Origin of the sequence: Billgrantia gudaonensis, assembly GCF_900100195.1 — a bacterium.
GTDB classification, from domain to species: domain Bacteria; phylum Pseudomonadota; class Gammaproteobacteria; order Pseudomonadales; family Halomonadaceae; genus Halomonas; species Halomonas gudaonensis.
Genome location: NZ_FNES01000024.1, coordinates 1 through 24075 on the forward strand (window position 1 = coordinate 1; position 24075 = coordinate 24075).

The 24075-nt window shown below is 66.1% G+C and carries 33 protein-coding genes, 3 tRNA genes, 1 rRNA gene and 1 pseudogene; 20 read left to right on the plus strand and 18 right to left on the minus strand.

Annotation, left to right across the window (positions count from 1 at the left end; all coding sequences use genetic code 11):
• The 3 genes and pseudogenes from BLP96_RS18800 to BLP96_RS18810 form a co-directional block, all read right to left on the minus strand.
• Positions 1-291: pseudogene (locus BLP96_RS18800) on the minus strand (transposase); the annotation flags it as partial.
• A gap of 26 nt (positions 292-317) precedes the next feature.
• Positions 318-572, minus strand: coding sequence for a hypothetical protein (locus tag BLP96_RS18805; RefSeq protein ID WP_089689077.1), 255 nt, complete (start codon positions 570-572; stop codon positions 318-320).
• 302 nt (positions 573-874) lie between these two features.
• Positions 875-1183: a hypothetical protein gene (locus tag BLP96_RS18810; protein WP_089689078.1), complete on the minus strand. Its 309-nt coding sequence runs from the start codon at positions 1181-1183 to the stop codon at positions 875-877.
• Between the two features lie 45 nt (positions 1184-1228).
• On the opposite strand from BLP96_RS18810, the gene BLP96_RS18815 reads away from it, so the two are divergent.
• From BLP96_RS18815 to BLP96_RS20450, 14 genes are read left to right on the plus strand one after another with little or no spacing between them, the layout of a single operon-like run.
• Complete coding sequence (locus BLP96_RS18815; protein WP_089689079.1) at positions 1229-1552, plus strand: hypothetical protein; 324 nt, start codon at positions 1229-1231, stop codon at positions 1550-1552.
• A gap of 57 nt (positions 1553-1609) precedes the next feature.
• On the plus strand, positions 1610-1825 hold the full coding sequence (locus tag BLP96_RS18820) for a hypothetical protein (protein WP_089689080.1): 216 nt from the start codon (positions 1610-1612) through the stop codon (positions 1823-1825).
• A gap of 40 nt (positions 1826-1865) precedes the next feature.
• Positions 1866-2069, plus strand: coding sequence for a hypothetical protein (locus tag BLP96_RS18825; RefSeq protein WP_089689081.1), 204 nt, complete (start codon positions 1866-1868; stop codon positions 2067-2069).
• 34 nt (positions 2070-2103) lie between these two features.
• Positions 2104-2298, plus strand: coding sequence for a hypothetical protein (locus BLP96_RS18830; RefSeq protein ID WP_089689082.1), 195 nt, complete (start codon positions 2104-2106; stop codon positions 2296-2298).
• Positions 2295-2534: an ogr/Delta-like zinc finger family protein gene (locus tag BLP96_RS18835; protein WP_281182977.1), complete on the plus strand. Its 240-nt coding sequence runs from the start codon at positions 2295-2297 to the stop codon at positions 2532-2534. The genes BLP96_RS18830 and BLP96_RS18835 overlap by 4 nt, the downstream gene beginning before the upstream one ends.
• A gap of 10 nt (positions 2535-2544) precedes the next feature.
• Positions 2545-2937, plus strand: a complete 393-nt coding sequence (locus tag BLP96_RS18840) for a hypothetical protein (RefSeq protein WP_089689084.1) — start codon at positions 2545-2547, stop codon at positions 2935-2937.
• Positions 2938-2988: 51 nt separating this feature from the next.
• Positions 2989-3408 carry a hypothetical protein gene (locus tag BLP96_RS18845; protein ID WP_089689085.1) on the plus strand — a complete coding sequence of 140 codons (420 nt, stop codon included), beginning with the start codon at positions 2989-2991 and terminating at the stop codon, positions 3406-3408.
• The gene (locus BLP96_RS18850) at positions 3408-3623 is read left to right on the plus strand and encodes a hypothetical protein (protein WP_089689086.1); all 216 of its coding nucleotides are present in this window, start codon (positions 3408-3410) and stop codon (positions 3621-3623) included. The genes BLP96_RS18845 and BLP96_RS18850 overlap by 1 nt, the downstream gene beginning before the upstream one ends.
• Positions 3620-5932, plus strand: coding sequence for a replication endonuclease (locus BLP96_RS18855; RefSeq protein WP_089689087.1), 2313 nt, complete (start codon positions 3620-3622; stop codon positions 5930-5932). The genes BLP96_RS18850 and BLP96_RS18855 overlap by 4 nt, the downstream gene beginning before the upstream one ends.
• 23 nt (positions 5933-5955) lie before the next feature.
• Positions 5956-6165, plus strand: a complete 210-nt coding sequence (locus tag BLP96_RS18860; protein ID WP_143005146.1) for a hypothetical protein — start codon at positions 5956-5958, stop codon at positions 6163-6165.
• Positions 6158-6376 (plus strand): TraR/DksA family transcriptional regulator, encoded by a 219-nt coding sequence (locus tag BLP96_RS18865; protein WP_089689089.1) that lies wholly within the window; start codon positions 6158-6160, stop codon positions 6374-6376. Before BLP96_RS18860 ends, BLP96_RS18865 begins: the two co-directional genes overlap by 8 nt.
• The gene (locus BLP96_RS18870; protein ID WP_089689090.1) at positions 6366-6653 is read left to right on the plus strand and encodes a hypothetical protein; all 288 of its coding nucleotides are present in this window, start codon (positions 6366-6368) and stop codon (positions 6651-6653) included. Before BLP96_RS18865 ends, BLP96_RS18870 begins: the two co-directional genes overlap by 11 nt.
• A complete protein-coding gene (locus BLP96_RS18875) occupies positions 6650-6862 on the plus strand; it encodes a DUF4224 domain-containing protein (protein ID WP_089689091.1) in 213 nt (70 codons plus the stop codon). Before BLP96_RS18870 ends, BLP96_RS18875 begins: the two co-directional genes overlap by 4 nt.
• Complete coding sequence (locus BLP96_RS20450) at positions 6859-8025, plus strand: site-specific integrase (protein ID WP_089689092.1); 1167 nt, start codon at positions 6859-6861, stop codon at positions 8023-8025. Before BLP96_RS18875 ends, BLP96_RS20450 begins: the two co-directional genes overlap by 4 nt.
• A gap of 97 nt (positions 8026-8122) precedes the next feature.
• Here the strand turns inward: BLP96_RS20450 and BLP96_RS18885 are convergent.
• The 7 genes from BLP96_RS18885 to BLP96_RS18915 form a co-directional block, all read right to left on the minus strand.
• A tRNA-Thr gene (locus BLP96_RS18885) sits at positions 8123-8198 on the minus strand.
• A 45-nt stretch (positions 8199-8243) separates the two neighbouring features.
• Positions 8244-8318: transfer RNA gene (locus BLP96_RS18890), tRNA-Gln, on the minus strand.
• 5 nt (positions 8319-8323) lie between these two features.
• A tRNA-Phe gene (locus BLP96_RS18895) sits at positions 8324-8399 on the minus strand.
• Between the two features lie 92 nt (positions 8400-8491).
• Positions 8492-8764: an oxidative damage protection protein gene (locus tag BLP96_RS18900; RefSeq protein ID WP_089689093.1), complete on the minus strand. Its 273-nt coding sequence runs from the start codon at positions 8762-8764 to the stop codon at positions 8492-8494.
• 39 nt (positions 8765-8803) lie between these two features.
• Positions 8804-9889 carry an A/G-specific adenine glycosylase gene (gene mutY / locus BLP96_RS18905; RefSeq protein ID WP_089689094.1) on the minus strand — a complete coding sequence of 362 codons (1086 nt, stop codon included), beginning with the start codon at positions 9887-9889 and terminating at the stop codon, positions 8804-8806.
• A gap of 65 nt (positions 9890-9954) precedes the next feature.
• Entirely contained in the window at positions 9955-12297 is a 2343-nt protein-coding gene (locus BLP96_RS18910; RefSeq protein WP_089689095.1) for an AsmA family protein, read from the minus strand.
• Entirely contained in the window at positions 12294-12749 is a 456-nt protein-coding gene (locus BLP96_RS18915) for an acetyl-CoA sensor PanZ family protein (protein WP_089689096.1), read from the minus strand. The genes BLP96_RS18910 and BLP96_RS18915 overlap by 4 nt, the downstream gene beginning before the upstream one ends.
• Before the next feature lie 187 nt (positions 12750-12936).
• Between BLP96_RS18915 and hisB the strand changes: the two genes are divergently transcribed.
• The 4 genes from hisB to hisF are packed head-to-tail and all read left to right on the plus strand — an operon-like array spanning position 12937 to position 15749.
• The gene (gene hisB, locus BLP96_RS18920) at positions 12937-13530 is read left to right on the plus strand and encodes an imidazoleglycerol-phosphate dehydratase HisB (RefSeq protein WP_089689097.1); all 594 of its coding nucleotides are present in this window, start codon (positions 12937-12939) and stop codon (positions 13528-13530) included.
• Positions 13531-13561: 31 nt separating this feature from the next.
• Entirely contained in the window at positions 13562-14203 is a 642-nt protein-coding gene (gene hisH, locus BLP96_RS18925; protein WP_089689098.1) for an imidazole glycerol phosphate synthase subunit HisH, read from the plus strand.
• A 22-nt stretch (positions 14204-14225) separates the two neighbouring features.
• Positions 14226-14972: a 1-(5-phosphoribosyl)-5-[(5-phosphoribosylamino)methylideneamino]imidazole-4-carboxamide isomerase gene (gene hisA, locus BLP96_RS18930; protein WP_089689099.1), complete on the plus strand. Its 747-nt coding sequence runs from the start codon at positions 14226-14228 to the stop codon at positions 14970-14972.
• A gap of 3 nt (positions 14973-14975) precedes the next feature.
• Positions 14976-15749, plus strand: coding sequence for an imidazole glycerol phosphate synthase subunit HisF (gene hisF / locus BLP96_RS18935; RefSeq protein WP_089689100.1), 774 nt, complete (start codon positions 14976-14978; stop codon positions 15747-15749).
• Positions 15750-15753: 4 nt separating this feature from the next.
• Here the strand turns inward: hisF and BLP96_RS18940 are convergent, their stop codons facing one another.
• Positions 15754-16338 (minus strand): YjaG family protein, encoded by a 585-nt coding sequence (locus BLP96_RS18940; RefSeq protein ID WP_089689101.1) that lies wholly within the window; start codon positions 16336-16338, stop codon positions 15754-15756.
• 38 nt (positions 16339-16376) lie between these two features.
• On the minus strand, positions 16377-16670 hold the full coding sequence (locus tag BLP96_RS18945; protein ID WP_089689102.1) for an MGMT family protein: 294 nt from the start codon (positions 16668-16670) through the stop codon (positions 16377-16379).
• 69 nt (positions 16671-16739) lie between these two features.
• On the opposite strand from BLP96_RS18945, the gene BLP96_RS18950 reads away from it, so the two are divergent.
• Positions 16740-17432, plus strand: a complete 693-nt coding sequence (locus tag BLP96_RS18950) for a type 1 glutamine amidotransferase (RefSeq protein WP_089689103.1) — start codon at positions 16740-16742, stop codon at positions 17430-17432.
• A 6-nt stretch (positions 17433-17438) separates the two neighbouring features.
• Here BLP96_RS18950 and mnmH read toward each other — a convergent pair whose 3' ends face one another.
• From mnmH to BLP96_RS18975, 5 genes are all read right to left on the minus strand, one after another.
• Complete coding sequence (gene mnmH / locus BLP96_RS18955; RefSeq protein WP_089689104.1) at positions 17439-18563, minus strand: tRNA 2-selenouridine(34) synthase MnmH; 1125 nt, start codon at positions 18561-18563, stop codon at positions 17439-17441.
• Positions 18560-19597 (minus strand): selenide, water dikinase SelD, encoded by a 1038-nt coding sequence (gene selD, locus BLP96_RS18960; protein ID WP_089689105.1) that lies wholly within the window; start codon positions 19595-19597, stop codon positions 18560-18562. The genes mnmH and selD overlap by 4 nt, the downstream gene beginning before the upstream one ends.
• 58 nt (positions 19598-19655) lie before the next feature.
• Positions 19656-21029 carry a DNA repair protein RadA gene (gene radA, locus BLP96_RS18965; RefSeq protein ID WP_089689106.1) on the minus strand — a complete coding sequence of 458 codons (1374 nt, stop codon included), beginning with the start codon at positions 21027-21029 and terminating at the stop codon, positions 19656-19658.
• A gap of 102 nt (positions 21030-21131) precedes the next feature.
• A complete protein-coding gene (locus BLP96_RS18970; protein ID WP_089689107.1) occupies positions 21132-21584 on the minus strand; it encodes a copper resistance protein NlpE N-terminal domain-containing protein in 453 nt (150 codons plus the stop codon).
• Between the two features lie 111 nt (positions 21585-21695).
• Positions 21696-22595, minus strand: a complete 900-nt coding sequence (locus tag BLP96_RS18975; RefSeq protein WP_089689108.1) for an AEC family transporter — start codon at positions 22593-22595, stop codon at positions 21696-21698.
• A 125-nt stretch (positions 22596-22720) separates the two neighbouring features.
• On the opposite strand from BLP96_RS18975, the gene hisC reads away from it, so the two are divergent.
• On the plus strand, positions 22721-23776 hold the full coding sequence (gene hisC / locus BLP96_RS18980) for a histidinol-phosphate transaminase (RefSeq protein WP_089689109.1): 1056 nt from the start codon (positions 22721-22723) through the stop codon (positions 23774-23776).
• Positions 23777-23989: 213 nt separating this feature from the next.
• Here the strand turns inward: hisC and rrf are convergent.
• Positions 23990-24075, minus strand: a 5S ribosomal RNA gene (rrf, locus tag BLP96_RS18985); the annotation flags it as partial.

Consider the following 24075-nt stretch of genomic DNA (forward strand, 5'->3'; position numbering starts at 1 on the left):
GCTCTTGGCAAAGTACACCGCGGCTTTTTTTGCGATTTCAAGCTCTTCCGACTTCTCGGCCAGTTGACGCTTGAGCCGGGCATTCTCGTCGGCCAGGGCTTGCTCGCGCTCTGAGGCGCTTTGCTGCTGCTGGGCCTTGGCTCGCCACTGGTAGAGCTGGCTGGGCTGCAGGCCAAGCTCTCGGGCGGCGGCACTGATGCCGACACGGTCGGCGAGGGCCAGTGCCTCGGCCTTGTAGTCCTGGGAGTAGCGGGTACGGGTCTTCTTCATCGAAGCTGCTTGCCTTGCCATGGGTCACCTCGTCTCAGTGTACTGTCTTAACGAGGTGTCCACTGCTGCTGGGCAAGATCAACTTTCGGCCACACCCACAAAGCCCAGCCCGCTACTTGTTCGCCGCCGTGGTGCCGCACCTGCATTTCGACACTGCGGAAACACTGGTTGATTTCTGCACCGACCACGGCCTGGTGGACCGCATAGCAGGGCTCAACGCCGGGCAACAACTCGAAGCAGAACCGCCGCGTCTGTCCTTCGCGAATATCCGCCACCCGGATCGGGCTCTTTGATCTCGGCATTCCCTTAACTCCCTACGCATCCCATGAAGGAGCTCCCATGACCACCCCTGCTGCTACCGGCAACGTCCAGGCGCTGCCCCAACCCAGCGCCTTAGGGGTCCCATCCCCGCAGCGTCCTCGCGAAGACGCCTTTATCACGGTGGAATCCGTGGCCAGTAGTGGGCTCCCCGCCTTGTTCCCCAAGGTAGGTGCTCGCCAGGCCAGCAGCTATCTCCACAAAGCTGCCTCGAAGATCCGCAAGGTCAGCGACCTGCTGCCTTTGGCGGAGGAAGTCTTCTCCTGCGGCTGGCCCGACGTAACCATCAGGTTTCAGCGCTCGGGTGCATCAGCCAGTGATACCCATTCCTGGTACCTTCAAGCTCCCCGACTTGATCGCGCAGCCCCAGGTCGTCATGGAGTCTGCCATGCAAGCTGACGCCCTCGTTCAAGCTGACGCCGATTACCCGGTAGACCTCTCCGGCGCGGTTCTCGATACCGACTCGGTAATCGTGAAGGCCGCCCGCCATCCAGTTTTCTTCGTCGTCAGCGTTCGGGAACTCGTCGGCAAGTACTTGGGTGATCTGGTCGTCGTAATCCGGCACCTGCACACCATCCAGGTAGAGGTTTTCCATGAGCTTCTCCGTCCTTTTCGTCCATTCATCGAGGGAGTCACTGCCATGACCACCCCTGCTGCTACCGGCAACGTCCAGGCGCTGCCCCAGCGCACCCTGTTCCGCGGGCTCGACGTGGAGCTCGCCCGCTGCACGCCGGCCAACCGCCAGGCGGTGCTGGCCAGCGAGACCGACGCCGCGGCCAACCCGCTGGCCGATCTCGAGGCGCTCGAGGAGCGCGTCGCCGCCGAGGCGGCGGCCCGGCTGGCCGGCGCCCTGCTGCGCGACCGGCGGCCCAACCACGAAATCGAGGATTCGCTCTGCGAGCTGCGCGCTCACCTCGACGAGCACTTCGTGCAGCGCAAGCTGATCCGGCTCTACGGGCGCTGATTCGGGCGGCTGCCACCGCCCGGCACTGTCTTTCACTCCATTAAGGAAGCCTAACCGATGAGCACCGCCGACACCATCGCTCCGCCTACGACCAAACGCGCACCCCACGGCTGCCGTTGCCCGGTGATGACCCACGTCACCGAACACGAGCGCCGCCGGCTGGATGCGCTGGCCCAGGCCGACCAGCGCTCGCTTTCCGCCACCACGCGCCTGCTGGTGTTGCGTGGGCTCGAGCAACTGGATGCCGAGGCCGGCAAGGCCAGCCTGGCTTGATCGCTGCCTCGTCCTGACCTGCTGCATAAGGAAACCCGCCATGTACCAGGACCCGAAACGTGTTCGCACTCGCTATGGCTCCATCAACCTCGATGAATACGAAGCCCGGCTGATCGATGCCCTGTCCGATTACACCGGCATCGAGCGCGCTTCTCTGCTGCGCCAACTGGTGCTGAAGGAAGCGCTGGAAACGCTCGGGCTCAGCGATCTCGACACCCCCAGTGTTGCCCGGAGTGCGGGCTGAACCCAGGCCTTTTTGAGGTCCCCAAGGAGTCCCCATGCCCGAGGAAACCTTGAACGTCGACGACCGGATGGAGGCGCTGCTCGATCGGGTACGACACCAGGAAGGACTCGAAACCAATGCCCAGGCGGCGGAGTTTCTGCTGCGCCGCCGGCTGCGCAAGGGCGTGCAGGGCCTCACCGGCCGCGGCCGCGCTCTTTACCCCATCAATCCCGGAGGAGGTCGCCGGTGAGGATCGCCTGCCCCCACTGCCACGAACGCGCCATGACCCGTACCAGCAAACGCCCCGTGCCGGTGTTTTACGAGGTCTACGCCCAGTGCACCAACCCGCGCTGCGGGTGGGGCGGCAAGATCCAGGTGGAGTTCGTGACCACCACCTCGCCCAGCCGGTTGCCCAACCCCGACGTCAACATTCCGGTCGAGCCGGCCTCGCGCCGCCTGCTGCTCGAGCAGCTGGCCGAACGCTAAGGAGCCCAAGATGACACCCGACGCCCACACCCAACCCAAGCCCCAGGCCCCGCACCTGGCGAGCGAGAACGTGGCCACCGCCCAGCTGTGGCGCACCCGGAACCAGCGCCGCGCCACGGCCATCGATGGCTGCATCGAGCACCTTATGGTCGACCACGACATGACCGAGCGCGCCGCGGAAGACGCCACCCTGCAGGCCTACGCCGATCTGGAAAGCCTCAACAAGGTGCATGCCATCGAGCTCGCCGCCAGCACCTCGCGCCTGCTGGTGATCAAGACCCCGGGCGGCGCACGCATCGCGCTCACCGTCAGCGATCTGCTGAGCCTGCTGAAGCCTTACCACCTCGAGGCGGCCAACCGGGAGAGCCGCCGCTTGCTGGTACTGGAAAACGCCCCGCACTGAGCCCAACGCCCCCGTTCCGCCACCGCCGCCACGCCAGTGGGAGGAAGCGTCATGTCTGCACAGGTTCACCCGTTGCCCACGCCACACCGTCAGCCGCCCGCCGTGGAGCCCGACCGCGGCGAATGGGGTGCCCTGCGTGCCGAGCTGCACGGCCGCTGCGCCGACCGCGATCTCGCTGCGCTGTGGGCCGAGCTGGCCCCCGGCGAGCGCCGCACGCTGCTGGCCAGCGCCAAGCTCGATACGCGCGATGCCCGCCTGCCCATTGAGCGGATGCCTCAGTTCAGCCGCAATGCCATCCGCGCGGCCATCCACCGCATGAGCCAGTACGCAAACCGCCTGCGCGCCGAGCTGGAAGGCCACAAGCCCCACCCCAGCCGCGAGCTGGCCGGCCACGCCCGCCAGGCGCTGGCGGAGGGCAATACGGAGGCCGCCCTGCACTGGCTGGCCATCATCGAGCGGGGGGTGGCGTGATGGGTACCGACCTGAAGAACACCATAGACACCCTGTGGCACGCCCGCGCCCGCTTCGAGCGCGTCGCCAGCGCCCTGCGCCACCAGGGAGATAGCCAGGCCGCCGAGCAGCTCAGCCTCGTCGCCAACCGTTACGGCAATTCCCTGCTGGACATCGAGTCGGTCGCCCAGCAGTACGAGAAAGCCATCGCCGCGCTGCCGGAGTCTGTCGAATGACGGCACTCGAGCGCTCCCTGCAGTTCGGCAACCGCGAGTGCCACGCCTGGCGCCAGGCCCACTACTGGAGCCAACTGCCCAGCATCGCCGAGGATCTGGCCGCGGGCTTCGTCTACGTGGCGCGCCGCCACGGCAACGCCGCCGGCAACCGCTGGCTGCGCCGCAACGCCGCCGGGCTGATCGAGCCGGCCCGGGTCTATCGCAAGTTCCGGCCCATCGCCGCCGATCTCGAACGCGGCTTCCGAGCCCTGGTGCACCGTGCCCCGACCACCATCGAGGGCCTTCGCGCCGGCTGCGAGTGGCTGGCCAGCGTCGAAGCGCGCCTGAGCATCGGCGCCTTCAACTGCACCCACGACGACGACGCCCTGGTCAATCACGCCGAGGCCCAGGCCCGCGCCATCGAGCACGAGCGTAACGCGCTGATCGGCAGCATCGCCGAGCACAACCGCCGCCAACGCCTGGGCCTGCTGCCGCCGCCAGTCGAGCTGCCCCCGCTCCAGGGGGAAACGCTCTCGGCCCGGGTGCGCGAGAAGGCGCGTCTCATCGCCGAGTCGCGCAATGCACTCACCCCGCCGCCGGTCGGCATTCCGCTGATGGCCGTGTTCACCTGGCAGCGCACGCCGACGATGAGCCTGGCCGTGGCCGACGAGCTCGCCCTGCGCAAGGCACGCACGCGTGCGCGGCTGCACGGCATCACGCCGCCGCCGGTGAAGGGCCCGGCCGCAGTGCAGCTAGCCCGGCTCACCTGCTCGCAGTGGTGGCGCCGCAAGCTGCGCCGCCTGGCCGGCCGCCGCCTCGAGCAGGTGCAGCGCGAGGCGCACCGCGTGCACGCACAGGCCGGCATCTACTGCAGCGACCTGACCGTCGAGCGCCGCAAGAGCCAGAAGGCGCGCAACCGCGCCCTGCTCGAAACCCTCGAGGCGATCAACCAGGAGGGGCAGACCTACACCCTGGCCGAACTCGCCGAACTGGGCCTGGCCAACCCCGATCACCGGCGGGCGGAGCTGATGCTGCGCATTCGCGACACCGAGGCCGAGGCCCGCCGTCTCGGCCACCGGGGCATGTTCTACACCGTGACCGCGCCCAGCCGCTTCCATCCGGCGGCCATGGCCGGGAAGAAGAAGGTCCGCCGCAATCCGCACTACGACGGCAGCTCGCCGCGAGAGGCGCAGCAGCACCTGCAGGCGCTGTGGGCCAAGGTGCGCGCCAAGCTCGCACGTGACGACGTGGGCGTGTACGGCATTCGCGTGGTCGAGCCGAACCACGACGGCACGCCCCACTGGCACCTGCTCGTGTGGATGCAGCCGGAGCACGAACCCGCGGTGACCCGAACCTTACAGGAGTACGCCGAGGCCGAAGCGCCGGAAGAGCTCTTCGATCGCTTCGGCCGCAAGACGGAGGCCCGCTTCAAGGCCAAGCGCATCGATCATTCCAACGGCCGCTCGGCGGCCGGCTACGTGGCGAAATACATCTCGAAGAATATCAACGGCCAGCAATTCGCCCGAGACGGCGTGGCAGGCGATGAGAAAGACCCCTACGGCCGCAACCTATCCACGATCGCCCCGCGCATCGAGGCCTGGGCGGCAGTGTGGGGAATCCGTCAGTTCCAGTTCTTCGGGCTCCCCTCGGTGACGGTATGGCGCGAGGTGCGCCGCCTCACCGAGCGGCAAGAGCGGCACCTTGCCGAGTGGGAGGCCGCCACGCGCCCGGTGCCCACCGCCGCCGAGCGCTTCCACGCCATCCGCAAGGCCGCCAATGCCGGCCAGTGGGATCTCTTCCTGCGCCTGATGGGCGGGCCGAACCGGCCGCGCAAGGAGCGCCCCATCAAGCCCTGGACCGTTCACCCCCAGGACACCGGCCGCGCCGAGTTCAGCCATGCCACCGGGCAGATGGCCGAAAGCCTGGATGCCCTCGGCCGTTACGGCGAGCCGCTCGCGGCCACCTGGGGCCTGGTCGTCACCGACGGCCGCGGCCGTGAAGCGGAATACCTCACCCGCGTGTACCGCTGGGAGGTTCGCTCCCGCCACCCGAGCCGGGCGGAGGGCAGCTCGGGACCCGGCGCAGCCGGGGCCCCTTGGACTTGTGTCACTAACTGTACGGGGGTCGACATCCGACCCCGAACGCCTCCCCCCGAGGTCCTCGAGCGGCAGCTCGAGCGCTTCAGGGCCTGGCGGGCCAGCGAGGAAGTCCGCGCCGTCGAGGAAGACGCCGAGTTCGAGGCCCGCATGATCCGCGCCGCGGCGCGGCGCCTGTTCCAACCCACGCCACCGCCCCAGCCGGAAGAGTACTTCCCACCGGAGCTGTGCTGATCACTGCCATCGAGGAGGAAACCATGTCGCAACCGCTACCCCAGCCCCCGCGCGGCATCCTGCAGGATGCCGGCGAGCTTCACGTACTCAGCGAGCACAGCGGCCAAGTGCACCACCGCCACGCCCTGGTGGTGGCCTTCAACAGCGAGGAGGAGCTGCGCCAGGCCCTCGCCGGCCACCGCTGCGCCTACCGCCACGGACGGGAAATCGAGGAGCGCATCGCCAATGGCTGACAACGCCGACCGCGCCGCCGAACTCGTCGAACGCCACCTCGAGGGCGCCCTTGCCAGCCGGCCCCGCTTCGTCGGTGTCGACATGGCCGCGGCCGACTGCGAGGAATGCGGCGACGAGATCCCCGCGGCCCGCCGCCAGGCCGCCCCCTGGGCGACCACCTGCATCGAGTGTCAGGGCATTCGTGAACGGAGGGCCAGGCATGCACGCTGAAAACCTCAAAGGCGGGCCCATGGCCCGCCAGGCGGCCATGCTCTGCCAGGATCCCGCCTTCCGGCTATACCTCGACCGGCGCCGTCGCTACAAGCACGGCCTGGCGGAGCGCGAGCTGCCCGACGGCACCCACAACGAGCAAGACGCCCGCGACTGGCTCTGCGCCGCCTGCGGCATCCAGAGCCGCGCCGAACTGGACCATAACCCAGAGGCGGAGCGCACCTTCCGCCAGATCCGCAACCGCTTCAACCGCTGGAGAGCCAAGGAGCGAGCATGAGCAATTCGGCCGTCCTATCATGCGAGGATCTCAAGGCCATCACCGGCTACCGGCGTGCGGGCGACGTGGCACGCTGCCTGCGCGAGCAGGGCGTACGCGTGTTCCACGGCCGTACCGGGCCCTGGACGACGGTGGACTTGATAAACCAGGCCGGCGGTCTGGAGCCGAGAACCGATACCGAAGAACTCAACCCGCGAAACGTACTATGACACCCAAGCTCGACAGGCCCGGCCCGAAGCGCCGGCATAACCCGGCAATCCCCGCGCACATCGATCAGGCCCGCCTACCGGCGGGTGTCTATTTCGACGCGCGGGGGCGCGGCCGCTGGTACGTCCAATACCGAGACGAAGCCGGCAGACTCCGCCGCAACAACATCGCCGACGCCCAGGCCACCCTGTCGGAACTCCACCGGATCGTCGAGCAGCGCAACGGCATCGATCGGGAGTCTCTGCGCTTCCTGGCCAGCCAGTTTCACCAGTCGGCCCAGTTCAAGGAGCTGGCCGCCAGGTCCCAGCAGGACTATGAGTACTGCCGCCAGGTGCTGATCGATATGCCCACCAAGCTGGGCAAGCCGCTGGGCGACCTGGCCACCCGCCAGTTCAAGCCCGCCCTGGTCCAGCGCATCGTCGACAAGATCGCCGCCGAAGGCACGCCGGCCAAGGCCAACCATCTGCTCCGGTACCTGCGCCGCCTGTTCCGTTGGGGCATCAATCGCGGCTACTGCGACAGCAATCCCGCCCAAGGCGTGGAATCGGCCAAGGAACGCCGGCAGCGCCGGCTCCCCGAATCCGAGACCATCAAAGCATTGACCGACTTCGCCCGCGAGCGTGGCCGACGCACCCGCGGGGAGAAAGGCGCCTGCGCGCCTTACCTGTGTATCGTCATGGAGCTGGCCTACATCTGCCGTCTACGTGGCATCGAGGTCGTCACCCTCACCGATGCCAACTGCACCGTCGAAGGCGTGCTGACCAACCGCCGCAAGGGCAGCCGAGACAGCGTCATCCGCTGGTACCCGCGCCTGCGCGCCGCCTGGAACGCCGCCGTCGAGCGGCGTGAATTGATCTGGAAGAACCGGGGGAAACCAGTACCAATGCACCCGGAGGAACGGCCGCTTATCGTTGCCGCCGATGGCGATGAGCTGCGGAAATCCAGTCTCGATACCGCCTGGCAACGACTGATCAAGATGGCCATCGAGGAGGGAATCATCGCGAAGGAAGATCGCTTCGGCCTGCATGACCTCAAACGCCGCGGCATCACCGACACCAAGGGCACTCGCCACGAGAAACAGGAAGCAAGTGGCCACCGCTCGCCGGCGATGATGGATGTCTACGACCTGAGCATCCCACTGGTTCAATGGCCGGGCGAAGAATAGCCCAGCAATCTACGCACACAATCTACGCACACGAAAAAACCGCCTCGTCGGGCGGTTTCTCATAATGGGCAACATATTGATTTCGCGGCGGTTCGAGTGGTGCCGGCACCAGGAGTCGAACCCGGGACCTACTGATTACAAGTCAGTTGCTCTACCAACTGAGCTATGCCGGCTCGGGACCGACCGAAGCGATATGCGCCATCGGAAGGGGGTTGGCGTGGCTGGGGTACCAGGATTCGAACCTGGGAATGCCGATACCAAAAACCGGTGCCTTACCACTTGGCTATACCCCAGCATGTGGTGGCCAGAGACGGAATCGAACCGCCGACACGGGGATTTTCAATCCCCTGCTCTACCGACTGAGCTATCTGGCCGCTGCCAACGGGGCGTATTAAACCCTACGGGGGCTGTTGCGTCAACCCCTGCCATTTCAAAAAGATGGCTGGGGAACATGCCCGCCACCCGGTCATTGCGCGGGCGGTACATAGCCTTCGGCCCGGTCCGTTTCACGGTTGTCGAGGAAGCGCTCCATCTGGTCATTCAGGTAGGCTCGCGCCTCGGGGTCGAGCAGGCTCAGGTGCTTCTCGTTGATCAAGCGCGTTTGCAGCGCCTGCCATTCCTCCCATGCCTGCTTGGATACGCTGGCCTGGATTTCCTGGCCTTTCTTCCCCGGCAACGGCGGAAAAGGCAAGGCTTCGAGCTCCTGCTGATACTTGCGGCAGAAAACGGTCTGGGTCATGGAGAGACTCCTTGGCAAGGGACTTCGTCGCGGATGGGTTCACGGCGCCGGCGAGCCCTCCAGCGTGAAGGTAGTCAGGCGACTCAGCAAGGCCTTGACCGGTGCCGCCAGGCCAATCCGATCGGGAGCATCGGGATCGTACCAGCGACGTGCCTCGCCCACCGCATCGAGAGTGCCGATGGTGGCCGGCTGCGGGGTGACCTCCAGACGAAAGTGACTGAATGTGTGAGTGAACGGTGTCCAGCTTGCATCGAGCCTCGCCTCGGGGGCGTGGACATCGAGCCAGGCACGCAGGGCAGCCGTGTCGTCGAACTGCGGGAGACTCCACAGGCCGCCCCACAGTCCACTGGGCGGGCGCCGCTCGAGCAGTACGCGACCTTCGGCATCGCGTAGCAACAGCATGCAAGTGGTGCGAGTGGGCAATGCTTTCCTCGGTTTCGATTCGGGGAAGCGGCGCTCCTCGCCGCGGGCATGGGCGCGGCACACGTCGGCGAACGGGCAGCGCTGGCACTGAGGTATGCCGCGGCGACACAGGGTGGCGCCGAAGTCCATCATCGCCTGGGTGTAGTCGGCCAGGCGTTCCGCGGGGGTGTAGTGCTCGGCCAGAGCCCACAGCTCGCGCGCCACTGCGGTTCGACCCGGCCAGCCTTCGACGGCATGCAGGCGGGCCAAGCTGCGCTTGACGTTACCGTCGAGGATCACCGCACGGCGCCCCGTGCTCTGGGCAATGATGGCACCGGCAGTGGAGCGGCCGATTCCCGGCAGCGCCGCCAGGGCCTCGAGACTGTGGACCGGTAGCTCGCCACCGTGCTCCGCCACGATATGGCGTGCGGCCTTGTGCAGGTTTCGCCCGCGGGCATAGTAGCCGAGCCCCGTCCACTGGTGCAGAACGGCATCCTGATCGGCCGCTGCCAACGCGCCCACATCGGGGAAGCGCGCCATGAATCGCTCGAAGTAGGGAATGACGGTGGCGACCTGGGTCTGCTGCAGCATGATTTCCGAAACCCACACGCGATAGGGCGTACGCTCCCGCTGCCAGGGCAGGTCGTGGCGTCCATGGACGTCGAACCAGGCCAGCAGCCGCCGTTGGAACGACTCGGGGGCGAGGATCGGCATCTGAGTCATGTCACTCCCGGTAGCGTCATCGGCCAGTGAGCGCCGATGCGTCGACGCTCATGGCCAGGGCGGGGTCAGTCGAAGAGGCCGCGCAGGGCATCGCGCAGTTCCTTGCCGGCCTCTTCGCCGATACGTTCATCGAGCTCGCCGCCCAATCGCTCTTCGATGGCCTCGCCGGCACGCCGCCCCGCCTCTTCACGCAGCAGCGTCGTCAGGGTTTCCTGGAACGCCTCGCGGTCGAAGCGGCACCACTCGCTGCTGTCACCGGTGTAGTCGCCGGAACAGCGCACCGGCAAGGGAACGCGTTCGAGTCTCGGGTTGACGCGACACGCTGCATCGGCGGTGTCGACGAAACGCGTGTCGGCACGTAGATCGAATCGCTCGGTGACCAGATCCAGCTCGCCTTCCCCGTTGACGGCTATGCCCGGCAGGGTGAGTTCGATGTCGTCGCTGCGCGCCACCCCATCGCTGATCGTCACGCTCAACGCAGCCCGATCGAAGCGGGTGTCCTCTCCCCAGTCTCTCGTCATCTCTTCGCCTTCGAGCATGGCCGCCACCGTGCACAGTTCGCGGGAGACGTTGACGTCCGAAATGGCTCCCTCGTCGAGCCGCGCACTCAGCTCACCGTTGAGGTGGCGACGCAGCACCGGCATCGTGTTGCCGCTCGCGGTGAGTCGCCCTTCGGTGGTGAGGCGTCCTCGCAGCGGCGCGGGGCCATCGTCTCGTTGCCAGGCCCGATACAGCGGCTCCAGGCTGACGTCAGACAGGGTCGGGGAGAGCTGCCAGTGAATCGGCTCGCGGGTCAGGTCGAGTTCGCCGGTTGCCGAAAGACGCCCATCGTAGAAACGCGAGGCAAACCGTTCGAGGCGCTGCCGGCCCTCCCCTCCGGCCAGTGCCAGTTCTACCCGAGTGAAGTCGAGGCCCAGGAAACGCAGGTGTTCCAGGGTCAGTTCGCCATCCAGGTCGACGGCTGCCAGCCACTCGGCAGGCACCAGCGAGGCCTCGTCCTCCTGAGCATGGGCGCGCTCGATGCCAACGATGCCACGACTGGCGGAATCCTCGGACTCCGCCGTCCTCGGCGGGAGGTAAGCATCCAGATCGAGGGAATCGCCCTGCAGCGAGATACCGATTCGCCGCCCATCCAGGCCCGCGTCCAGGCTTCCGCTGAAGGTGCTGCCGTCGAGCGCCAGGTCGAGTTCGGTCAGCGCCAGGCGTGACGAGTCGCCTTCGACGGGGCTGGACAAGGCTACGTCGGAGAGCGCCTCCGCATCGGCCGTCATGGGAGCGTGACCGAATCGCTCGAGCCAGGGGCGAAGCGACATCGGTTCGACATCGAGCTCACCGCGGTAGCTCGGCGCCCGATCGAGGCTGGACAGTTCGAGGTTACCCGTCGCACGCAACCCGTCGGGACCGGAAAGCACCATGTCGCGAAGCCGAGCACTCTGGTCGGCAAGATCGGCATCCAGCGCGAAGTCGAGCTCCAGTGGCACCGCCTCTTCCCCCAGTGCCGGATGCTGCAAGGGGCTGTCCAGCTGCCCCGCAACCAGTTCCAACTTCCGCTCGACCAGGTCGAGTACCAGCCGCTCGCCGCTTAGGGTCGCCGTTTGATCCCGGTCCGCTCCTTCCCGGCGGGTGGCGGTATCGAGCGTGAAGCCTTCCAGCGCATAGCGGCGTTCAGCCAGAGCGAGGCGCGCTCGGGTATCCAGCGAAATTTCGCTGGTCAGCGCCGGAGCGCGCTCCAGTTCACGCCAGTCCAGAGCGCCATAGTGGGCCAGTTGGAACGACGCCTGCAGCGGGAAGTCACTGCGCGGGTTGACGTTGGTCCCGGTGAAACTGAACGACTCGAGCAGCCATTCGCTCTGGCTGCCCAAGTCACGGAATACCACCTCGCCATTGCGCACCTTGACGCTTGCGACGTTGAGCGCCACCGACAGGTTGCTGTCGCCGATGAGGTTGACGCCCGCGCTGGCGGGTGCCGGAGAGGCCTGGGCCGCATCGCCCTCACTTTCGAGGCGCTCCAACAAGGGTTCCCAGTTGCCCTGCCCCGCCTCGTTACGCTCGAGGTACAACTGCACGCCGTCCAGCGTCACACCCTCGATGGCGACCTCTCCTCTCAACAGGGTGGCGAAGGAGAGACTGACTTCGGCACGGTCGAAGGCCAGTAGTGGAGACTCTCCATCCTGCTCGGGCAAGTGCCCTTTCACGTCAGCGATGCTCACGCCGACTCGCGGATAGAACGACCAGTTGAGCGGACCGGCCAGCTCGAGCTCCAAACCGCTATGCTCACGCACCATCTCGACCAGATGCGGCTTGAGATCTTCCGGATCGAGAAAGGTGGTGACATAGACCACGGCGGCAACGACCACCACACCCAGAATGCCGATGGCCGCCAGTAGCAGTTGAAAGAGTCGCTTCATGTCTCGCTGTCTCCTTGCGAGGGAGGGACCAGTTCGAAGTAGTCACCGGTACCGTGTAGACGGTAGCCCAGTCGCGCCAGCAACAGTTGATCGGGTAGCGGCAGCTGGGAAGCCGGCGCACGAAGCTGGCAGCCTTGACGGTAGGCCGCCCCACTGACCAGTGCCAACAGCCGCGAGCCCACGCCACGCCGGCGGGTGGTCTTGCGCACGCAGAGCTGAGAGAGCCACCAGGCATCGGGGTCGGAGCGAATCGCCACGGCACCCAGCAAGCGGTCATTGAAACGTGCACAGCCGAAGAAGTGACCGGCGGCGAGGTGTCCGTCGATGAAATCGTCGACCGAACCGGGCAGGCGGTCGGCCGGCGCATCGGCATAGATTCGCTGAAGATCGTGCTGAGCCTGGCTATCCGCTGCCCAGGCAGCCCGATCGACGAAATGAAGCGTTACCGGCATGGCGAATCTCCCGGGAACTTGGGGCGCAGCCGCCGCGTGATTCGCGCATTGTAGCGGATGGGGGCACCGATTCTCTATAATGGCCGGCCTGAGGTGGCAAGTCCGACGACTTGCCCGCCCGGTGGCCGGCCATGCCGGTGAACGCCGGAGCCAACCCGAGACGCGCGACAGCGCGGGAGAGTCCGACATGTCCGAGCGTACCGCCACCGTCACCCGTGACACCCGGGAAACCCAGATCACGGCGACCATCAATCTCGACGGTGAAGGCCGTCTGGCCTGCGAGACCGGCGTGCCATTCCTCGATCACATGCTAGACCAAGTGGCCCGTCACGGCCTGTTCGATCTGGACGTCAAGGCGACAGGGGATCTGCACATCGACGATCACCACACCGTCGAGGATCTCGGTATCACGCTCGGCCAGGCCGTTGCCGAGGCGGTCGGCGACAAGAGGGGCATCTACCGCTACGGTCACGCCTATGTCCCGCTCGACGAGGCGCTCTCACGGGTGGTCGTCGACTTTTCCGGCCGTCCCGGCCTGTTCATGAACGTCGAGTTCACCCGCGCCACCATCGGCCGGCTCGATACCCAGCTGTTCTGGGAGTTCTTCCAGGGCTTCGTCAACCACTCCCGCGTCACCCTGCACATCGACAACCTGAAAGGCTTCAACGCCCATCACCAGGCGGAAACCATCTTCAAGGCCTTCGGCCGTGCACTGCGCATGGCCGTGGCGCCGGACCCGCGCATGGCCGGCCAGATGCCCTCCACCAAGGGCTGTCTGTGAGGCCGCCGCACGACCATACGAGGAGCGCCCCATGACCATTGCCGTCATCGACTACGGGATGGGCAACCTGCATTCCGTCGCCAAGGCACTGGAGCACGTCACCCACGAAAACGTGGTGATCACTCGCGATGCCCGCCGTATCCGTGGCGCCACCCGCCTGGTACTGCCCGGCCAGGGAGCGATTCGCGACTGCATGGGTGAGCTCGAGCGCACCGAACTCCGCGGCCTTGTCGAGGAACTGCTGGCCAGCCAGGAAAAACCGCTGCTGGGGATCTGCGTCGGTCAGCAGATGCTGCTCGGCCACAGCGAGGAAAATGGCGGCATCGATTGCCTGGGCTTTTTGGCCGGCGAAGTTCGGCGCTTTCCCGGCGACATGCGCGACGACCGCGGCCATCGCCTCAAGGTGCCGCACATGGGCTGGAACCTGGTTCATCAGCACCATGCTCACCCGCTGTGGGCGGGTATCGATCAGGACGAGCATTTCTACTTCGTGCATAGTTACTACGTGGCTGCCTCCGACGACGCCACGGTGTTCGGCACCACCGGCTACGGTCGCATCCAGGCCCACGTCGCTACCGGCCGCGATGCCACCTTTGCCGTGCAGTTCCATCCCGAGAAGAGCTCCCGCGTCGGCCTCAAGCTGCTCGAGAACTTCGTCAACTGGGCGCCCTGAGCCGCGCCGAAAGGATCCCGACATGCTGGTAATTCCCGCCATCGATCTCAAGGACGGCCAATGCGTGCGCCTCAAGCAGGGCCGCATGGACGATGCCACCACCTACGGCGATGACCCGGTGGCCATGGCCGAACGCTGGGTCAAGGCCGGTGCCCGCCGCCTCCACCTGGTCGACCTCAACGGTGCCTTCGAGGGCAAGCCGGTCAACGCCGATGCGGTGACCGCCATCGCCCGCCGCTACCCCGAGCTGCCGATCCAGATCGGCGGCGGCATTCGCTCCGCCGAGACCATCGAGCACTATCTGGATGCCGGAGTCTCCTGGGTGATCATCGGCACCAAGGCGGTCAAGGAGCCGGCCTTCGTCGGTGAGATGTGCCGGACCTTCCCAGGCCACGTGATCGTCGGCCTCGATGCCCGCGACGGCTACGTCGCTACCGACGGCTGGGCCGAGGTATCGCAGATCAAGGCTACCGAGCTCGCCAAGCGCTTTGCCGCAGACGGCGTCTCGAGCATCGTCTACACCGACATCGCCCGCGATGGCATGATGAACGGCGTCAACGTCGAGGCCACCGCAGCGCTCGCCCGCGAAGGCGGCCTGCCGGTGATCGCCTCGGGCGGCGTGACCGATCTCGACGACCTGCGCGCACTGATCGCCGCCGAAACGCCGGGCATTCTGGGCGCCATCACCGGTCGCGCCATCTACGAGGGCTCGCTAGACCTGGCCGAGGGCCAGCGCCTGTGCGATGCACTCAGCCGGAAAGGGAGCTGAACCATGCCACTCGCCAAGCGCATCATCCCCTGCCTCGACGTCGATGCCGGCCGCGTGGTCAAGGGCGTCAATTTCATCGGCATCCGCGATGCCGGCGACCCGGTGGAAATCGCCCAGCGCTATAACCAGCAGGGCGCCGACGAGATCACCTTCCTCGACATCACGGCAAGCCACGAGGACCGCGACACCACCGTGGAGATGGTCGAGCGCATCGCTGGCGAGGTGTTCATTCCGCTCACCGTGGGTGGCGGCATCCGCACCTGCGACGACATCCGCACCATGCTCAACGCCGGTGCCGACAAGGTTTCGATCAACACCGCCGCGGTGAACAACCCCGAGTTCGTGCACGAGGCCGCCGAACGCTTCGGCAGCCAGTGCATCGTGGTGGCCATCGACGCCAAGCAGGTTTCGAAGGAGGGCGAACCGCCGCGCTGGGAGATCTTCACCCACGGTGGGCGTCGCCCCACCGGCCTCGACGCGGTGGAATGGGCCAGGAAGATGGTGGAGATGGGCGCCGGTGAGCTGCTGCTCACCAGCATGGATCGCGACGGTACCAAGGCCGGCTTCGATCTGGGCGTGACCCGCGCCATCAGCGAGGCGGTGAGCGTACCGGTGATCGCGTCCGGAGGGGTCGGCAACCTGCAGCACCTGGTGGAGGGGATCCGCGAGGGCGGCGCCGACGCAGTGCTTGCCGCCAGCATCTTCCACTTCGGTGAGTACACCATCCCGGAAGCCAAACGCTACATGGCCGAGCGCGGCATCGACATGCGCTTGTAGCGGCTCACGCTTCGGCGGAAAGCCCCAGGTTGCTGACTCCTTCGTTGCGTCCCAGCCGACGCAGCGCCTTCAGCGCGTCCCGATCCAGAACGCCCTCCTCGGCGGCCTCGAGCACGGCGTCCTGGAAGGCGTTCTCCTCCTTCATCAGAGGGTGCTCGCGTACCAGGGCAGCCAGACGCTGGCCATTCTCCTCGCCCTCGGTGAGCTCGATGAAGGCGCGCACGCCACCCTTGGAGGTCCGGCTCACCTCGAGGACGGCATCCGGCGCCTCGCCCTGAAGCGTGTCGAGCAGCGCCGATAGCGCCACCACCGCTTCCAGCGCCCGGCGTGCCCCGAAGCTGTCGTCATCGCCCGGCGGCTCCAGTCCGGCGAGCTTCTCGGCCTGGCGCTCGAAGTCGATCTTCGCGCCTTGAACCGCCAACCGCTCCCAGACCAGGTCGAGAATCGCGCGCAGGCCATGGACGTCGCCATGGCCGGCGGTCTGCGCATAGAGCGCATAGTTGGGCAGCAGCCGCTCGACGAGCGCCGCCATGAACGCCTGCTGGCGGCGCGACGAGAGGGTCAGTAGTCGCTCATGAAATCCGCTCACGAAATCTCCTCGAAATTGACTGTCACAACGCTACGGGCTCAAGGCCACAGACGATCCGACGGAACGCGACCGCGGGCATCGAACACCACGCCTTCGGCCGTCAGCCTCTCGCGCTGCTCCCACGCCCCGGCATGGTCGGCCAGCCGGCGCGAAGCGGTGATCACCCGAAACCACGGCAGATCGTGGTCGGCTGGCAGCTCGCGCAATGCTCGCGCCACCAGACGCGGCGTGGTGGCCTCGGTCATCGCGGCAATGCGCCCGTAGGTGGTGACCCGACCGGGCGGTATCGCGGCGATGACGGTGTAGATCTGTTCGCGAAGCTCCGCTTTCATGTACCCTTTCGCCTCCCGGAGACTGACTGGCAATGCCGTCGCTCCTGCCCGTTGCACCCTGAGGCTCGCATGCATTTCCATCTGCTCCAGCACGCCACCGGGCGCGGCCCGGCCCGCATCGCCGACTGGCTGACCAGCATGGGGCACAGCCACACGGTCTTCCATCTGCACGAGGGAGAACTGCCGCCCCGCCTGTCCGACGGCGATGCGCTGATCGTTCTCGACGGCCCCATGGGCACCCACGACGACCTCGACCACCCCTGGCTCAAGCGCGAGCGCAAGCTGATCGCCCGTGCCGTGAACGGCAACAAGCCACTGCTCGGCATCGGCCTCGGCGCACGGCTGATCGCTGAGGAACTGGGTGCCAGCGTGGGCCCCGGCACCTTTGCCGAGGTGGGATGGCATCGGATCGACCTCGCTCCGAACAGCCCCTTCGACCTACCGGAGCAGTTTACCGCCTTCATGTGGCACCGCGACGTCTTCGCCCTGCCCGATGGCGCCTTGCCACTGGGTGGCAGCACCGCCAGCCCCGTACAGGGCTTCGCCTGGGACGGAGGACGGGTGATCGGCCTGCTGTGCCACCTGGAGGCGACCCGCTCCAGCCTGGAGACCCTGCTCGAAGGCTCGTGGCTTCTCGATCAGGCCGGCGAGCCCCACGTCCAGTCTCTGGACATGCTGCTCGACGACCCGCGGCGCTTCGACCGCCTGGCGCCGCTGCTCGACCGCCTGCTCAGCCAATGGCTGACGCGCGGCAGCGCCTGACGCCCTTCAGGCGGGCAGCGCCGACTCGCTTACCTTCTGCGCCGCCTCGGCGCTCCACTCCCGGGCCGCGGCCAGGCAGCTCTCCCAGTCGCCCACGTGCAGGAACTTCGCCGCGTCGCGCTTTTCCAGCTGGTAGCGGTACATGGGATCGTAGTATTCGGTGAGCAACGGAGCCAGCCACGCCTCGTGGGCCTGGGGATTGCCCCGCTCGTGCTCGCGAAAGGCGAGCCGTTGCAGGCGCTGAAGCCGTGACAGCCGCGCGCCACCCAGGCGCTTCTTGAGCCGTGACAGCGACGTGGCGAGCTGTTTGCGCATCAGTGCCCAGCCCAGCCAGTCACCGAACTGCTGGCGATAGATGGCCCAGAGATCGTCGATGTAGTCCTTCTGAATCTGCCGTAGCCGCCAATCCAAGGGCATCTCCACGCGCAATCGAGGTGCCTGCTGCATGGCATGCCAGAAGGCCAGCGGCACGTTCGCCGCTCCGATATGGCGCGACTCGTCCTCGACCACCAGCGGACCGGGCAGCGACAGCAGCCGCTGCCCCATGGCGTGCTCGAAGTCGATCTGCGAGGGAGCCGGCAAGGGATGCCGGCCGAACGCGGAGCCCTTGTGTCGAGCGCAGCCCTCGAGGTCGAGGCCGTTGTCGAGCGCTTCGATCAATGCCGTCTTGGCACAGCCGGTGAGCCCACCGATCACCAGCAGCGGCTGCTCCGCCGCGGCATCGATGCGTGCGCAGAGTGCCTGACGCAACGCCTTCCAGCCGCCGCGGACGCGCGGACGCAGGCAGCCGACCTCGGCCAGCCATTGCTGGGCGATCTGCGATCTCAGCCCACCGCGGAAACAGTAGATGACGGCATCGGGATGAGTCTCGATCAGACGCTGCCAGGCGGCGACTCTGGCGTCCTTGATGCCTCCACTGACCAGCCGTTCGCCAAGCGCGATGGCCGCCTGCTGACCCCGCTGCTTGTACTCGATGCCGACGGCTCGACGCTCCTCGTCGTCCATCAGCGGCAGGTTCACGGCACCGGGCATCGCCCCCTGGACGAACTCCACCGGGGCACGCACGTCGATCAGCACGCGTCGTTCATGCAGCAGGGCGAGGGCCGGCTCGACCAGCGGCAGATCGCTCATCCGCGCACCTCGATCAGCGCCTCGCCCCGGCGGGCCACGACTTCACCGAAGGGGGCCAGTTCGATTCCGTGCTCACGGCCGATACGTTCCACATCGTCTTCCCAGGAGGGGTGCACGGAAAGCAGCAGACCACCGGAGGTCTGCGGATCGCAGAGCCACTGCCAGTGAGCCTCGTCCATGTCAGGCAGGCTCGCTCCCAAGGCCTCGCGGTTGCGACGGGTTCCGCCGGGCACCGCCCCCTGGCGCCGGTAGGCCTCGGCCTCGGCCAGTCGCGGCAGGCGCCGAAAGTCGAGGCGTGCCGCCACACCGCTGGCCGCACACACTTCGGCAAGGTGTCCGGCCAACCCGAAGCCGGTGACATCGGTCATGGCATTCACGCCCTTGACCTTGGCCAGCGCCATGCCGATGCGATTGGAGCGCAGCATCGTCTCGCGGGCCAGGCCCTGATGCCCGGACTCGAGCAGCCCCTTCTTCTCGGCAGTGGTGAGCAGGCCAACGCCCAGCGGCTTGGTGAGAAACAGCAGATCGCCGACCTGGGCCCCCTTGTTGAGCTTCAAGTGCTCGAGGTCCACCAGTCCGTTGACCGCCAGTCCGAAGATCGGTTCGGGGGCATCGATGGAGTGGCCGCCGGCCAGAGCTAACCCTAGCTCGCGACACACGCCCTGGGCGCCGGCCACTACGTCGCCGGCGATCTCGGGACCGAGCTTGTCCAGGGGCCAACCGAGGATGCCCAGCGCCATCACCGGGGTACCGCCCATGGCGTAGACATCGCTGATGGCGTTGGTCGCCGCGATACGACCGAAGTCGAAGGGGTCATCGACGATCGGCATGAAGAAATCGGTGGTCGCGATCATGCCACGCCCGTCGCCCAGGTCGTAGACGGCGGCATCCTCGCGGCCCTGGTTGCCCACGATCAACCGCGAATGCGCCGCTCCGGGGCCGGCCTTGGCCAGGATGCCGTCGAGTACGTCCGGGGCGATCTTGCAACCGCAGCCGGCGCCGTGGCTGTACTGGGTCAGGCGAATGGCGCTCATCGTGATCTCCTCTGCTGGTGTTACGGGCATTCTACATCATCGAGGCGGGCCCCCTGGCTCACAGCACCTCCAGGGCATCGGCCAGTTTCTCCACGCCGACGACCTCCATGCCCTCCGGCGCACGCTTGGGCGCATTGGCGCGCGGCACGATGGCACGCGTGAAACCGTGCTTGGCCGCCTCGACGATGCGTTCCTGACCGCTCGGTACCGGGCGGATCTCGCCGGACAGCCCCACTTCGCCGAAAACCACCAGTTCACGCGGAAGCGAACGGCCCTGCAGGCTGGAAACCACTGCCAGCAGGACGGCGAGGTCGGCGCTCGTCTCCAGCACCTTGACGCCCCCCACCACGTTGATGAAGACATCCTGATCGCCGGTGAAGAGCCCACCGTGGCGGTGCAGCACGGCAAGCAGCATCGCCAGGCGGTTGGCGTCGAGCCCCACGGCAACCCGCCGTGGATTCCCCAGCGCCGACTCGTCGAGCAGCGCTTGAACCTCCACCAGCAGCGGGCGAGTTCCCTCCCAGACCACCATCACCAGGCTACCCGGTGCTTGCTCCTCACTGCGCGACAGGAAGATGGCGCTGGGGTTCTTCACCTCCTTGAGGCCGTGCTCGAGCATGGCGAAGACGCCGAGTTCGTTGACCGCGCCGAAGCGATTCTTCTGGCCACGCAGGGTGCGGAAACGCGAGTCGGCACCCCCTTCGAGCAACAGCGAGGCATCGATCATGTGCTCGAGCACCTTGGGACCGGCCAGGGTACCGTCCTTGGTGACATGGCCCACCAGCAGCAGCACGGTGTTCGACTGCTTGGCGAAACGCGTCAGGGCAGCTGCCGACTCGCGCACCTGAGCCACGCCGCCCGGCGCCGAGGCAATATCCTCAAGATGCATGGTCTGGATGGAATCGATGACGAGTATCTCGGGCCTTTCGCGCTCGGCCACGGCGAGAACGACCTCAACGCTGGTCTCGGCAAGCATCTTGAGCCCGGCCACCGGCAACTGCAGCCGATGGGCCCTCATCGCCACCTGGGAGAGGGACTCCTCTCCCGTGACGTAGAGCACCCGGTGCGCCTGGGCCAGCTTCCCAGCGGTCTGCAGCAGCAGAGTCGACTTGCCGGCTCCCGGATGGCCGCCGAGCAATACGGCCGACCCCGGCACCAGACCGCCGCCCAGCACGCGGTCGAATTCAGCGAAAGTGGAGGAGAGTCGCGGCACCTCGGAGAGATCAACGTTGGCGAGGTCCACCACCTCGCGTGACAGGCTGCCGGCGTAGCCGGCACGTCCCGGCGCGGCGGCCGCGGCACCGGGACGTGCCGGGGCCAGGCGCACCTCGCTCAGGGTGTTCCACTCCTGGCAGCTCGAGCACTGCCCCTGCCATTTACGGTATTCGGCACCGCATTCGGTACACACGAAGGCACTTTTCGCTTTCGCCATGGGCGCGACCTTCCTCCTCGAGGGCAGGCAGCCAAGACTGCTGCAACGGCAAAGGGCAGCCCATAGGCCGCCCTTTCACATTCACGCACGATGAGTCGGCGTTCAGATCCGTTCGAGCTGAAGCGCCTCATTGTTCTGGAAGCGTCGCCGCTGAGGGTCGATGAGTTCCAGAGTGTCATCATCGATGCGCAGGAAGTAGTAGACTTGGCCTTCACCACTTGGCGTCAGCTCGTAGACGGTGGCTTCGGGATCGTCTTCCGTCCCTTCGAGCACCTCCCAGTTGCCTTCGTAATTCTCGTCCGGCGGCTCCTGAGGGTGTTCGCGGTAGCTCGCACGCAGCGTGAAGGTCCGCTCATCCAAAGAACTTTGCTCATCGCCGAGCATACGCACGTTCAGATCGATACCCGCGCAGTTACGACAGGGCAGCGTGCCCTGATAGGCCACCTCGGCATCCTCCATCTCCGGGTCAGCTGCCCGGTCATCGGTCGGCCCGGCTGCACAACCTGCCAGCAGGGCCAGCATGGCCGAGCCGGCCAACAGAGTCTTCATTTTCATCGACACACTCCTAACCAAAAGCATCATGAGGCCGTGAGTCACGACTGCAACTTTCACAGCATAACGCGTCATGCCCATTGCGGACAGCATGCCGCATCCAGGGTTCCGGACTCATTGCCCAGCTGCGGCCTGCACGAACTGAAACACCAGGGCCAGCACTACCGGCATCACCGCCAGGCTGCCCAGATTGCCGATCAGCACCAACGACGCCACGGTGTGGGGCTCCTGGCGATACTGCTCGGCGACCAGGTAGTTAAGCACGGCCGGAGGCAATGCTGCGAATACCCACAGAGACGCTGCCTGCAATCCCGTCAGGTCGAGCCAAAGGATCATCGGCAAGGCCAGCAACAGTCCGGAAAGCGGGCAGAGCACTGCACCCAGCAAGCCCGTTTTCCAGTCGGAGAAATCGACATCGAGCATGCGCACGCCCAGTGCGAAGAGCAGCAGCGGAATGCATACGCCGCCCAGCATGTGCAGAGCTTCCAAGAGCCAACCGGGCAGCGGCAAGCCCAGCAGGTTGACCGTCAGTCCGGCAATGGTGGCAAGCACGATGGGCATGCGCAAGAGACGACGCAGCGACGTCCGCGGATCCAGCATGTAGAGCCCCACCGTGAAGTGCAGCATCATCTCGACGATGAACAACACCACTGCCGCCGGCAGCGCTGCCTCGCCAAAGGCCAGCAGCAACAGCGGGATGCCCATGTTACCGGAGTTGTTGAACATCATCGGAGGCAGGAATGTCCTCGCCTCGAGTCCCAGCCGACGGACCAGTGGCCACAGCAAGACGCCGGAACCCAGCACTACCACGGCACCCGCCCAAGCCAGCTTTACGTACTCTTCCAGCGGAGCTTGGCCATCGGCCAGCACGGCGAACACCAGCATGGGCACGAAAAGCTCCATGTTCAGCGTATTGAGATTGCTGATGTTCGGCGTCCGGAAACGCCCGTATAGCGTGCCACAGCCTGCAATCAGGAATACCGGCAGCAAGGTGGCGAGGATCTGTGCTGTCATGTCCGCTCTCGGCGCTTCGCATGGCTCATGAAGTGGATCAGCCTAGCATGGCGGACGCTTGCGCGGTCAGGCCTCAAAGGTCACCATGACACGATCACCTTCTGCCAGTAGCCGAGCGAGAACCCATGAGCGAGTTCTGGAGCCCGTCCGTACGCGAACTGACCCCCTACGTTCCCGGGGAACAACCCCGTGAGCGTCTGATCAAGCTGAACACCAACGAGAACCCTTACCCGCCGGCACCGGGCGTCGAAGCGATCCTGCGTGAATTTCCCGCCGATCATTTGCGACTTTATCCCGACCCCGAGTCACGGGCACTCAGGCAAGCGCTGGCCGATGAGTATGGCGTCGACGTCGGCCAGGTCTTCGTTGGCAATGGCTCCGACGAAGTGCTGGCACTTGCCTTCCAGGCGTTCTTCCGCCATGGCCTGCCGCTGGAGATGCCGGCAATCACGTACAGCTTCTACCCGGTCTACTGCCGCTTGTATGACATCGAGCGCCGCTCGCATCCTCTCGACGATCACTGGCAGGTCAATCTGGACGCCTTTTCTCGAGACTGCAGCGGCGTCATTTTCGCCAATCCCAATGCGCCCACTGCTCATGGCCACTCTCGCGAGGCGATATCGCGATTGCTTCAGCGCGTCACTAATCGCGTAGTGCTCATCGACGAAGCCTACGCGGATTTCGGTGGAGAAAGCGCAGTACCACTGGTGGCTGAGCACGGCAACCTCCTCGTGACGGGCACCTTTTCCAAGTCCCGCAGCCTCGCCGGTATTCGGCTGGGCTACGCCATCGGCTCGCGCGAGCTGATCGAGGGACTCGAACGCGTCAAGGATTCCTTCAACTCCTACCCCATCGACAGTCTGGCCAGTGCGATCGGCATCGCTGCCCTGGAGGATCGCGAGCATTTCGCCGCCTGCCGGGAAAAGGTCATCACCACCCGCGAGCGCACGCGGCAAAGGCTAGAAGCGCTGGGCTTCGAGGTCTTGCCCTCCCAGGCCAACTTCATCCTCGTACGCCATCCGGCCCAGGAGGCGGCACAGCTGTTCGTCGGACTGCGTGAACGCGGCATTCTCGTACGCCACTTCAACACCGAAGTGCTCAGCGACTTCTTGCGCATCTCCATCGGCACCGAGGACGAGATGGACAGCCTGGTCGAAACGCTCGAAGTGCTTTGTCGCTGACACCTCCTGCCGGCCTTCCGCGACTCGCCCGAGGAGGCCCTTAAACGACGAAACCCCAGCCATTGGCTGGGGTTTCTGAAGCAGTGCCTGACGATGAGCTACCTCGCCGGGGGGGTGAGAGCGCCCGGCCCTCCCACACGGTAAAGAGCGGGTCTTCCCATGCCCATGAAAAAATCCCGAGCACTGTCGTACTCGGGATTTTTAGGAATAAGTGCCTGACGATGACCTACTCTCGCATGGGGAGACCCCACACTACCATCGGCGCTGAGCGGTTTCACTGCTGAGTTCGGCATGGGATC